Source organism: Aquibacillus halophilus (assembly GCF_009649745.1).
GTDB lineage: Bacteria > Bacillota > Bacilli > Bacillales > Amphibacillaceae > Aquibacillus > Aquibacillus halophilus.
Genome location: NZ_WJNG01000021.1, coordinates 13106 through 25618, shown reverse-complemented (window position 1 = coordinate 25618; position 12513 = coordinate 13106). Strand labels below are relative to the sequence as shown.

Annotated in this window: 9 protein-coding genes; 5 read left to right on the top strand and 4 right to left on the bottom strand. The window is 35.6% G+C overall.

The window, feature by feature from the left end; genetic code table 11:
- The first annotated feature begins 109 nt into the window (after positions 1 to 109).
- The 3 genes from GH741_RS20045 to GH741_RS20035 all read left to right on the top strand — a co-directional run bounded on the left by GH741_RS20045 (position 110) and on the right by GH741_RS20035 (position 3179).
- Positions 110 to 967 carry an ABC transporter permease gene (locus tag GH741_RS20045; RefSeq protein ID WP_153738538.1) on the top strand — a complete coding sequence of 286 codons (858 nt, stop codon included), beginning with the start codon at positions 110 to 112 and terminating at the stop codon, positions 965 to 967.
- Positions 967 to 2217, top strand: coding sequence for a quaternary amine ABC transporter ATP-binding protein (locus tag GH741_RS20040; protein WP_153738537.1), 1251 nt, complete (start codon positions 967 to 969; stop codon positions 2215 to 2217). The genes GH741_RS20045 and GH741_RS20040 overlap by 1 nt, the downstream gene beginning before the upstream one ends.
- Before the next feature lie 140 nt (positions 2218 to 2357).
- The gene (locus tag GH741_RS20035; protein WP_153738536.1) at positions 2358 to 3179 is read left to right on the top strand and encodes an aldo/keto reductase; all 822 of its coding nucleotides are present in this window, start codon (positions 2358 to 2360) and stop codon (positions 3177 to 3179) included.
- 54 nt (positions 3180 to 3233) lie between these two features.
- Here GH741_RS20035 and GH741_RS20030 read toward each other — a convergent pair whose 3' ends face one another.
- From GH741_RS20030 to GH741_RS20015, 4 genes are all read right to left on the bottom strand, one after another.
- Positions 3234 to 4346, bottom strand: a complete 1113-nt coding sequence (locus GH741_RS20030) for a Ger(x)C family spore germination protein (RefSeq protein WP_240795577.1) — start codon at positions 4344 to 4346, stop codon at positions 3234 to 3236.
- A 5-nt stretch (positions 4347 to 4351) separates the two neighbouring features.
- Positions 4352 to 5464: a GerAB/ArcD/ProY family transporter gene (locus GH741_RS20025; RefSeq protein WP_153738534.1), complete on the bottom strand. Its 1113-nt coding sequence runs from the start codon at positions 5462 to 5464 to the stop codon at positions 4352 to 4354.
- Entirely contained in the window at positions 5454 to 6989 is a 1536-nt protein-coding gene (locus tag GH741_RS20020; protein ID WP_153738533.1) for a spore germination protein, read from the bottom strand. The genes GH741_RS20025 and GH741_RS20020 overlap by 11 nt, the downstream gene beginning before the upstream one ends.
- A gap of 252 nt (positions 6990 to 7241) precedes the next feature.
- Positions 7242 to 7802 carry a beta-class carbonic anhydrase gene (locus tag GH741_RS20015; RefSeq protein ID WP_153738532.1) on the bottom strand — a complete coding sequence of 187 codons (561 nt, stop codon included), beginning with the start codon at positions 7800 to 7802 and terminating at the stop codon, positions 7242 to 7244.
- 906 nt (positions 7803 to 8708) lie between these two features.
- Between GH741_RS20015 and GH741_RS20010 the strand changes: the two genes are divergently transcribed.
- Together GH741_RS20010 and GH741_RS20005 are read left to right on the top strand one after the other, a co-directional pair.
- Positions 8709 to 10457 (top strand): ABC transporter ATP-binding protein, encoded by a 1749-nt coding sequence (locus tag GH741_RS20010; protein ID WP_153738531.1) that lies wholly within the window; start codon positions 8709 to 8711, stop codon positions 10455 to 10457.
- Positions 10457 to 12487 (top strand): ABC transporter ATP-binding protein, encoded by a 2031-nt coding sequence (locus GH741_RS20005; RefSeq protein ID WP_153738530.1) that lies wholly within the window; start codon positions 10457 to 10459, stop codon positions 12485 to 12487. Before GH741_RS20010 ends, GH741_RS20005 begins: the two co-directional genes overlap by 1 nt.
- Positions 12488 to 12513: the final 26 nt, after the last annotated feature.

Below are 12513 nucleotides of genomic sequence, written 5' to 3'. Positions count from 1 at the left end.
TAAAGTGCATATTTTATGATCTTTGTAGCAAAAAAGAAATTGGTTAGAATTATTTACTATTAAATTTAAAGAAACGAGAGGTGAAAAGGCTGCCTGTTGCAGTCTACCTATGAGAAGTTTTCCTGATATAGAATTTAATTTAGGTGACTATGTTGAAACGCTCGTCAATTTTCTGGATAATGCATTAGAAGGTTTATTTGATTTAATTTTCTTTATTTCTTCTAGAACCATAAATGGTATTGAGGATGTTCTAAATTTTTTGCCATGGTGGTTATTTATTATCTTCATTATTTTACTAGGTTGGTACTTTAGATCAATCTGGTCAGGTCTCTTATACGGTTCTTTTATCTTTTTAATTGGAGCATTTGGTCTTTGGGATGAAATGATGATGACAATTTCGATTGTACTATCAGCCGTATTAATTTGTCTTATTCTTGGTATTCCTCTAGGGGTATGGATGGCGTTTAGTAAGGGATTTTCTACTGTTATGCGTCCCATTTTGGATGCGATGCAGACGATGCCTAGTTTCGTTTATTTAATTCCTGCGATATTTTTCTTCGGACTAGGAAATGTCTCAGCTATATTTGCAACATTAATTTATGCTTTGCCACCGGTAATTCGTTTAACGGAGCTTGCGATTAGAGGGGTTGACCCAGAAGTAATTGAATCGGCTCAATCCTTTGGTTCATCGAGATGGCAGATGCTGAAGAAGGTACAGTTACCACAGGCATTACCAACCATTATGGCTGGTGTAAACCAGACAACAATGATGGCTTTAGCAATGGTAGTAATTGCTTCTATGGTAGGTGCTCAAGGTCTGGGTGAGCAAGTATTAATTTCTATTAATAGAATCGACATTGCGCTTGGATTTGAAGCTGGTATTAGTATCGTTTTCTTAGCTATCATTATTGATCGAGTAACCAATGGGGTTGCAGATCGATTCCAGAAACATAGGAGGGCTAAATAATGGTTAAAAGCAAAATGAGAATAGAGCATGTTTCTAAGATCTTTGGTCCAAAACCAAAAACAATTGCTCCTATGATAAAAGAAGGTAAGTCAAAGGATGAAATATTAGCGGAAACGGGGCATACTGTCGGTGTCTATGATGCATCAATGGAGATTAAGGAGGGAGAGGTTTTTGTTATCATGGGCCTCTCAGGAAGTGGTAAATCGACATTAATTCGTTGTTTTAATTTGTTGAATAAGCCAACAGCTGGTGCAATATATGTCGATGATGAAAACATTGTCGATTATGACTCATCGCAGTTAAAAAAATTCCGACAAGATAAAATAGCTATGGTATTTCAGCATTTCGGTTTATTTAATCACCGCACAATACTTGGGAATGTAGAATATGGTCTAGAAATTAAGGATGTTACGAAAGAAGAACGCCAAAAAATTGCTCAAGAAAACATTGAGTTAGTTGGCTTAAAAGGGTATGAAGACAAATATCCTGATGAATTGTCAGGCGGGATGCAACAACGTGTTGGTTTAGCTCGTGCTTTAGCAAATGATCCGGACATCTTGTTAATGGATGAACCGTTTAGTGCGTTAGATCCACTTATTCGTAGAGACATGCAACTAGAATTACTGGATATCCAAAATCGACTGCAAAAAACTATTGTTTTCATTACACATGATGTAAATGAAGCATTTAAAATTGGTGATCGTGTAGCAGTCATGAAGGATGGTAAGGTGGTTCAGGTCGGAACACCTGAAGAAATCTTGGAAGCTCCAGCAAATGATTATATTTCGGAATTCATTAAGGATATTGATCGTTCAAAAATTATTCAAGCTGAGAATGTAATGATTAAACCGAATGCCCTAGTTTCTCTAAAGGATGGATTAAACGTTGCAATAAAAGAGATGGAGGATAATGGTATTTCGAGTGTCTTTGTCGTTGATCGGGGCCGTCATTTAAAAGGCATTGTTACGATTGATGCTGCGATTGAAGGGATAAAAATGAAAAAAACATTAAAGGATGTATTAACTACAGATGTCATAACAGTTAGAAAAGAAGAATATGTAAATGACATCATTGCAAAAGCACTAGAATCCAAGTTCCCTCTTGCTGTAACAAATGAAGAAAACAAGTTAGAAGGTTTTATCCTTAGAGTTCATGTTCTATCAGGCTTAGTTGCTGATGAAATCGAAGGAAGTAGAGAATACCATGGATACTACCAAGGATCAGAGAACAAGACTGAAGAAATAGAGTAATAAAATGCCCTTGTCATATTTAGTTTATGACGAGGGTTTGTTATTGAGGGTAATCCAATTACTTCTATCTAAATCGAATTTCGTATAAAATGTAATTGAAAAGGCTTTAAATTCTCTTAATATGAAGGAGGACTAAGGAAATGAGTTTTTTAACGACGAAAGAATTACATAATGGTGTGAAGATTCCTGTTGTCGGTCTTGGTGTGTACAAAATGATAGATGGTAGTGTATATGAAGCTGTTAAATCGGCACTAGATATTGGCTATCGTCATATCGATACTGCGTCCTTTTATGAAAATGAAGAAGGTGTAGGAAGAGCAATTAAAGATAGTGGTATCCCACGTGAAGACATCTTTATAACGACGAAGGCATGGAATGATGAGCAAGGGTATGATGAAGCTTTAGCTGCATTCCAGCGTAGCTTAGATAAACTTGAATTGGATTATGTAGATTTATATCTTGTCCATTGGCCTGTTCCTGGAAAATATAAGGAAACATGGAGAGCATTGGAGAAGATTTATCGAGATGGAAAAGCAAAAGCAATTGGAGTAAGTAACTTCCTTCCCCACCACTTAGAAGATTTAATGAGTGAAGCGGAAATTATGCCAATGGCTAACCAAATAGAACTACATCCACAGTTAACTCAGGTGGAGACAAGAGAGTATTGCGAAAGACATAATATTGTTATCGAGGCATGGTCACCTCTAGGAAAGGCTAACTATTTAGATGATCCAATATTACAAGAATTAGCCGCTAAGCATAACAAGACACCAGCACAGATAATTGTCCGTTGGGATTTTCAGAGCGGTATCGTAACAATTCCAAAGTCTGTTAAAGCTTCTAGACAAAAAGAAAATGCTGATATTTTTGATTTTGAGTTATCTGCTGAAGATATGAAAAAGATCGATAGTTTAAATCAAGATAAACGTACCGGGCCACACCCGGACGAATTTGATTACTAAAATGAACAAATAGGAGAGCCGTTATGGCTCTCCTATTTGTTTTACTAGGAAGAGTTACTGCATAATCCCATGTCTAATAATTTCAACCTTTACATTAAACTTCACGTCAATCGTTGGATATAAATCACGCCATTCTTTATTTGTCAGTTTTTTGTTTCTTGTTTCCTCATCGTAAATTTTCCCAAACCCAATTGGATCAACATTTAGTTCTTTTAATTTCTCCATCATTTCTTCTAGTTGTTTAGTAAAATGCTCTGAGCTATGTTTTTCTATTTTTTTGATTGTTTTCTCGTCTTCTATTATCAAGGGTTCAGAGATTTCAATTAAACGACTAACAAGTTTTATCTCGACGGTATAGCTGAGTTTCTCGGTATCATCTAACTTCACTTTACTTTTACTTCTTATTTCATTCAAGACAAAATGAATAGTTTCCTTGTCACTTTTATCTGTATCATACCCTATGTCTTCCTTGAAGGGTTCTTTAGGTAGAGTGATTTCATGTGTGCCAGCTTTGAATTTTTCAGTAGTTAACTTGATTAGAAACGTTTCTTCTGGTGATAAAGAATCTACGTAAATGTCGTCTTGAAATAATGCTATGCTATCTATAACTGGTCTCTTTTTTTCAATTGTTATTAAAGGTTGAACCGGATCAATACCTACATCATCATACTTGTGCAAAAAGTCTATCAAGTCACTTTTAGGTAAAATCTCACGTTTTCTATTGTTATCAATTAAATTATAAAGAAATTTACTTAGATCAACCTCAGTGGTACTTGTCAGAACATCCTTTGCTGTCGTATCACTTACTGCAATATATAAAGTTGCAGGCTCACTAGCATCCCGGAAATGTGTACTTAGTAACCGGACTATTCCGGTTTTTGCAAGTTCTTTTCCGAAAACCTTAGTACGTATTTGTCCGGTAACGAGCTTGTAATTCGTTTTTAAATTGGCAGCATCAATGGCTCCTTCATAAGAATGAGCTTGACTCTCCGCGGTTTGTACAGGCTCTTTTATGTTTGGATCAAATTGAGAGTATAGTAAAGTATTGCCTATTGATCCATCTTCAAGTAAATCGGCTCCATAGCTCGTTACAATACCAAGTTTTTCGATTTGCTTGGTAGGGACACAACCAATGAGCATGACAAACATACAAACTATAGGAAACATGCTCTTCAATTGTATCCCTCCTTTTTCTTTTCAATCTTTTTTTTAATTAGAACGAGAGGAAAGAGAACTAATGGATAAATGAAAGCAATCCAAAAGCCAACCTTAGCAACATAATCAATGATTAATTGAATAGTAAATTGCTCTTTAATTGTCCCGCCACCGATTAATAGTAAAAATAGGACAATATATAGCGTCTTTTTCTGCGAAAAGCTATATAGTCTTTTCATGCCATAAGTAATCATCCATACAAGAAGAATCATAATAGGTGTAATGACCATCATCCATTGGGAGACGACAATAATGTCAAACCTTTCAACTACAGCATATTCAATGGACTTGTATAAGATCAGAACTGGCCAAATTGTTTGTTCTAATCGTTCACCACCGAAAAATCCAATTGATGTAACGGTAACTAGTAATATTAGGGAGGTCGTCATAGCGATGCCCAGTTGGGTGGGAAGTTGTGCTCTTTTTTTATTATCAATAAATGGATAGATGAAAAAAAGAATCTCTAAACCGAGAAAAGAATAGGACGTTGCTTTTGCACCTAGTAATAGTTCTTTTGGAGATGCTTCTAATAGCGGTTTGAAATGACCCAAATCCATTAAAGTTATTGGCTTATATAGAAATAATACTAACCAGATAGATAGTAAAAAAAAGATAAAACTTACCCCGACCGCAACCCTTAAACCACCAAGAACAGAATAGGATACTATTAATAATAGTAAAATAGTTAACAGCCATGGCGATAATAGTGGAAAAAGAAAGACCTGTACCACCTGGATGTAATTGATTAAAACGGTTAATAAACTAGCAAAAAGATAGATAATAAAAACTGTCCCGAGTATCCTACTTATCCATTTCCCAAATAAGTCTGTCTGAATACCAAATATATCCGTGTTTTCATATTTATTCAGGATTATAAACATGATGAAAATGATAATGTGCACAAATACCCCTGCAATTAGAATAGATAACCATGCATCCTGTTTGGCCTCCTTATAAATGTAACTGGATACCCCCATAATTCCTGTTCCAGTTTGGATATTAGCAATGATGAAAAATAAATAAAATGCTCGAATACGTAGGCCGGGTTTTATAGCGACATTAATGTTCATTATACCCTCCAAAGTCATCAATATCTTTTTGCTTTGCTGACTTCTTCTCCTTATACCTGGTATCGTCTTTTAGGCGATATGCAATGGATCGCTTGTTACTGACTCCAAAAGGTAAGCGGAACAATGCATTATCCAAATCCTGATAGACAAACGGATAAACAGGTAAAAAATACGGCCGTCCAAGTGAAGTCATTCTTAGTAGGTGAATGATCAATAGGCATAAACCAAAAGTCACTCCAATTATTCCGAATAATCCCGCTATAATGATTAACGGGTAACGAATAACTCGAATCGCAGTCCCCATTAGATAGCTTGGAGCTGTAAACGACGCTAAAGCGCTCATGGCTATAACAATAATCAAGACATTACTTGTTAAACCAGCTTCGACAGCTGCTTGGCCTAGTACAATTCCTCCTACAATACCAATTGTTTGTCCTACTTTCGTCGGTAATCGTGCCCCGGCCTCTCGTAGTAACTCGATGATTAGCTCCAGAAATAGCACTTCCATAACTGGTGGGAAGGGCACCTTTGATCGCGACTCCCCAAGAGTCATTAATAAATTTGTTGGTATAACCTCATAATGAAAAGTAACTCCTGCAACATAAATTGGAGTTAGGATGAATGAAATAAACATTGCAATAAATCGGAGCATGCGGAAAAAGGTTGCAACGTTCCACCTGAAATAGACATCCTCTGTAGACTCAAAAAAACCAAAAAAGGTGGTAGGTGCCACGATTCCTTCAGGACTTCCATCTGCTAGCACACAGACTTTTCCCTTGCTAATGCCATAAGAAAAACGATCAACGCGCTCTGTTAAATAAAATTGCGGAAAAACTGAAATAGAAGAATCTTCAACATATTGTGCAAGAACTGATCCGTCTTCAATATCATCGACTTTCAAATCGGTAAGCCGCTGACGCATTGTTTGCACATCATCATCGTTAGCAAGTGATTTAAGATAGAGAAGTCTCACTTCTGTTGGCAATCGTGAACCAATTGTAAACTTTTCGGCCACTAAATCGTTAGACCTTACACTGGAACGGACAAGGTTTAGGTTGGTTTCAATCGATTCAGAAAAAGCTGCCTGTGGACCGATAACGATTGATTCTCTTTCAGGTTTTTCTATGGGCCTTTGTTGATTATTTAGAATGGAGTAAGAAACAATCTTGTTTTCACTTTCTATGTAAATACCAATACTACCGCTTATTAATTTAGTACAAACGTCTTCAACTGTTTGATGTTCTTTACTTTCACCAAGTGGAAGACCAGCTAACAATTTTTCAACAGTCCAATCCTTGTCGCCATAAATTAAAGGGGTAAAGAGGTTTTCATCTAATCGTTTTTTGTCAATAAGGTAAGAAATGTAAAAAACTAAGATGTTTTTATTTTGTACATTTATTTTTTTGAATATAAGATCCGCTTCATCATGTAGTTGATCTTTAATTGACTTTTTTAATTGTTCAATTGAAAGAGGGAGTTTTCCCTTTTTTTTACTGTTTTGAAATGCTCTTGTACGTTTATCCAAAAAAATACCCCTCCCACATGAGGAATGTCCTTTCGTTAGTATGTCAGGAAGGAGAAAAAATATGTGGTTTGTTGAGCAAATACTGGGATTTGAATACTTAAGGTTGATTAGCGAGGTCAATACATTTGGGAAAGTCTGGATTGGTAATCTATTATTGTTCTATTAGTAGTTTTCGTTGTTTTTTACCTTCGCACTCGATGTGACATTAGTGTGGAAACTAAAATCCCCCTTTTTACAGGGGGGTGTAGTGAATTATTCAGAATATCCTCTCGTTACAATATCAAGTTTTCCAGTATTCGGATCAATCACCAGACCATGAACTGGTGTGTTTATCGGAAGCATTGGGTGGTTTCTAATAACATTAACGCTATGGCCAACAGATTCTTCTACACTTTCAAATCCTTGTAACCAGTCTTCTACATCAATACCTGCGTATTTAAGTGTTTCAATTGTTTCTTTAGGAACCCCTCTATGCATCGCCTTTTCAATAAGTTGTTTTCCGTTAAACCCCTTCATACCACAATCATGATGTCCAATTACCAAGATTTCATCTGCCCCAAGTTCATAGATAGCTACTAATAAACTTCTCATAATGCTACCAAATGGATTCTTAATAATCGCTCCTGCATTTTTAACAATTTTCGCATCACCATTTTTAATATTTAATGCATTAGGCAGAAGTTCGACCAACCGAGTATCCATGCAGCTAAAAATAATGATTCGTTTATCAGGAAATTTATCTGTTTGGTATGGAATAAATTTTTCTTCTTTGGCGAAATCCTGATTATATTCGATTAACTCATCTAAGTACATAGCACTTAACCCCTTATTTAACTATTATGTGTTTCTTGCTAACAAAAGAAGAACATAGTTCATAGTTATAATATAAAGTAAAATGGAAGAAAAGACAAAATTGCGAAAATTTATGTTGACTAACAATAATTACCATAATATAATATAAAAGCATAAAATAACGAAAAAGGAGGTCGCGAAAATGAAAAAAGTAACCATTTATTCATCCAATCAATTTCATATAAAAAGTGACCTTCAGGAAAATCGTTATATTTGTGGATAATTACATAATATGTTTGTGTAATGCATGAAATCCCATACTTAGTATATCTATGAAGGTCACGACAATAGTCCGTGGCCTTTTTCTATACAAATTTCGGGAAAGCTATTCCTTGTTACTGAATGTTAAGTAAGACAAGGATTGGCTCTCATCATACTTGGTATTTTGCCGAGTTTTAATTTAGTGGAAAACGCATACGTCAGCGGACGTATGCGTTTTTTTGGATTTTGCCTTAGTTGTGATTAATCTCAACTATGGCTCTGACCCTATATATAAAAAAATAAGGAGGAGATTGTAATGACTAACTACAAAAGAAAAGAAACAATAATTTCAGAGAGAGAAGAAAGCGGATAGTTTAAAAGAAAAAGAGAATAGGTGATCGTATGTTTAACGTATTTAGGAAATTAGACTGGTTTATTAACCAGTATATAAAAAGGTATAAGTTTGTATTTGTTCTTGTGTTAAATTTTGAATGGAATAAACCATTGATTGATAGAGCTGTACTGATTGTTTCAAAGAATAGGATCTAAAAAGTCATAACAAAGAGGAGAATGAAAGATGAATAAGGTCATGAAAAAGGAACTACTACTGAACGAAGAATGGAAAGAAAGTGGTTAGTTAGACAAATAAGTGAGTAGGTGATTGGTTTGTTTAAGGTATTTAAGAAGTTAGATTGGTTTTTTAAACAATATTGGAAAAGGTACACCTTTGCAATTATAGCCCTAATTATTGCGAGTATTATCGATATCATTCCACCAAAGTTAGTAGGAATGGCGATTGATGAGATTCAATACCAAACATTAACTATGGATCGAATTTTAGAAATAATAATGATTTACGGTGGGTTAATGGTCTTAAGTTATATAATCTCTTTTCTATGGGATTATAACTTGTTTGGTGGAGCAGCAATAATGGAAAAATTAATGCGTTCACGATTGATGACCCACTTTTTGAAGATGACTCCCACATTTTATGAAAAGTATCGCACTGGAGATCTAATGGCAAAAGCAACTAATGATCTAAAGGCCATTTCCATGACAACTGGATTTGGAATCTTAACACTAGTTGATTCGAGCATTTTCATGCTGATGATTATAGTTGTAATGGGTTGGACAATTAGTTGGAAATTAACGTTAATTTCACTTATTCCACTACCAATTATGGCAATCGTCATGCACAAGTATGGCGACGTAATCCATGAGCGGTTTATGAAGGCTCAAGCTGCTTTTAGTGAAATGAACAATGATGTTCTTGAATCAATCCGTGGTGTCCGTGTTATTCGAGCTTTTGTTCAAGAAAAAAATGATGAACAAAGGTTTAATAGGATGACAGAAGATGTCTATCAAAAAAATCTTGAGGTAGCAAAAGTGGATGCATTATTTGAGCCAACAATGAAAATATTAGTGGGTATTTCCTATACGATTGGTCTTGGTTATGGGGGAACACTTGTATTTAAAAATTTGATTACGCTTGGTGAACTTGTTTCTTTTAATATTTACTTAGGAATGTTGATATGGCCAATGTTTGCAGTTGGGGAGCTAATTAATGTAATGCAACGCGGAAATGCTTCATTGGATCGTGTTAATGATACGTTAAGTTATCCTGTAGATGTAAAAGATCCAGATATTCCTGTCGAGATTACCTCGCCAGATCGAATTGATTTTAAAAATGTTAGCTTCTCTTATCCAGAAACTTCATCCGATCAATTAGAAAAAATTAATTTGAACGTAAAGCGGGGTCAAACGGTAGGTATTGTAGGTAAAACTGGAGCTGGTAAAACGACGTTATTAAGACAGCTATTGCGTGAATACCCAGGACACCGAGGGGAAATGTCGATATCTGGAGTATCCATTAACGAATTATCATTGGCAACTACTCGTTCATGGATAGCTTATGTCCCACAGGAACAGATCCTTTTCTCTAAAACAATCCGTGAAAATATTCAATTTGGGAAAGTCGATGCATCTGACCAACAAATATATCGAGTGATGGAATTAGCTCACTTTCTAGATGATATCAAAGTTTTACCAAAGGGCTTAGATACTAAAGTAGGAGAAAGTGGGGTAACTTTGTCAGGTGGACAAAAGCAGCGTGTTGCGCTGGCCAGAGCCTTTATTAAAGATCCAGAAATATTATTGCTAGATGATGCTTTGTCAGCTGTAGATGGGAAAACGGAATCAACCATCATTGCTCATTTGAAAAATGAGAGAAAAGGTAAAACCACTTTCATTACAGCCCACCGGATGTCCGCGATTCAACATGCAGAAATTATTATTGTGTTGGATGACGGAAAGATTATCGAACAAGGAACACATGAAAAATTAATGGATCAAGATGGTTGGTATGCTAATCAATATAACCTTCAGCAATTAGAAGAACAGGAGGTGATCTCCTGATGAGAAGATCAACAGAGAGCAGATTATTTAATTATGCGATGTATTTTAAGAAAACGATAATTAATGGGCTAGTATGTTTAATGATTGCAGTAGCATTAGAGTTAGCCGGACCATTAATCGCAAAAAGAATTATTGATGAGCATATTACGGGGATTGAGACAACTTGGCATCAAGTGGAAAAAAATGATGATAACTATACGGTTGCTTTTAACGGGAAGCTCTTCAAAAGAGAGGGTCGATTAAATGTGAGCGATAATTCAGTGGCAGTAGCTACTGTTTTACAAGTCAACAGAGATTACTATTGGATCGAACAAAAGGTGCCGCTCACGGGTAAACGATTGATTGAAAATGGGGAAATTGAAATTGTGACTCCAGAAACAACAGTCAAAATGGATGCAAGGAAACTGTCTTTAGATGAACTCTATACATTTTTCAAACCTGAGTATCGACCTATTTTCATATTATTAGCAATTTATGTTGTGTTATTACTTGTTGCTGCAGTCTTTCAGTTTGGGAAAACTTTTATGTTACAGAAGGCTTCAAATCGCATTGTTCAAAAAATGAGAAATGATGTCTTTAAGCATACTCAAGAAGTTCCAATTAATTATTACGTAGATCGTCCAGCCGGAAAAATTGTTGCAAGGATTACTAATGATACAGAGGCTATTCGTGATTTGTATGAACGAGTGTTATCTGAATTTGTAACAAGTATCATTTATATGCTCGGAATATATATTGCTCTGTTCCTTTTGGACAGTAGGTTAGCGCTCTTTGGAACTCTATTACTTCCAATTATGTACGTATGGATGAAGATATATAAATATTTTGGAACGAAATACAACAAAGTAATTCGTTCAACTGTTAGTGATATTAACGGAAATATTAATGAGTCGATACGAGGAATGCCAATCATTCAAGCATTTAGGAAAGAAGACCAGGTAAAAGAAGAATTCGAGGTAATGAATCAACGACAATTCACTTATCAAAGAAAGCTAGTACGTTTAAGTGCATTAACCTCTCATAACCTTGTTAATGTATTAAGAAACCTAGCATTTGTTGCTTTTATCTGGTATTTTGGTACATCATCAATTGGGTTAGGTAGTGTGGTTAGTGTTGGCCTACTATATGCTTTTGTCGATTACCTAACGAGACTTTTTGGACCAGTAACTAACATTGTTAATCAGTTACCACTGTTGGAGCAAGCTAGAGTTGCAGCAAGCAGGGTGTTTGAATTAATCGACCAGCAAGGGGAGCCAATCAAGGACCAAACAATCGAACGGTATAGCGGCCATGTTAAGTTTGACTCTGTCTCTTTTGCTTATGATAATAGTAACTACGTGTTAAACGATATAACTATTGATATTCCGCCAGGGAAAACAGCTGCTTTTGTTGGTCATACAGGATCGGGGAAAAGTTCGATAATGAATTTACTGTTTCGATTCTATGACCCACAAAAAGGAATAATTTCTATTGACGGAAAAAATATTAATTCACTATCTAGACAGGAAGTAAGAAGCCACATGGGAATTGTTTTACAGGATCCATTTTTGTTCACAGGTACAATTTTGTCGAATGTTACGATGAATGATAGTGATATTTCCCGGGAAATGGCAATTAAATCCTTGCAAAATGTTGGAGCAGATCGTTTTATTGGGAAATTACCAATGGGGTATGATGAGCCGGTAAAAGAAGGGGGAAGTACCCTATCAATGGGAGAAAGACAATTGATTTCCTTTGCAAGAGCACTGGCTTTTGATCCCGCTATTCTAATATTGGATGAAGCGACTGCCAATATTGATTCCGAAACGGAAGGCATTATTCAAGAGGCGTTAGAGGTTCTGAAAAAAGGTCGAACAACACTTGTAATTGCTCATCGCTTATCGACTATTCAAAAAGCAGACCATATTTATGTGTTAGAACATGGTATAATAAGAGAACAAGGTAGTCATAATCAATTGCTAGACGTAAAGGGTATCTACTACAAAATGTACCAAATGCAAAAAGGAAGAGCAAAGGTACCAGCAAGTTAATAAGACTATATAATATGTTCTGCTCA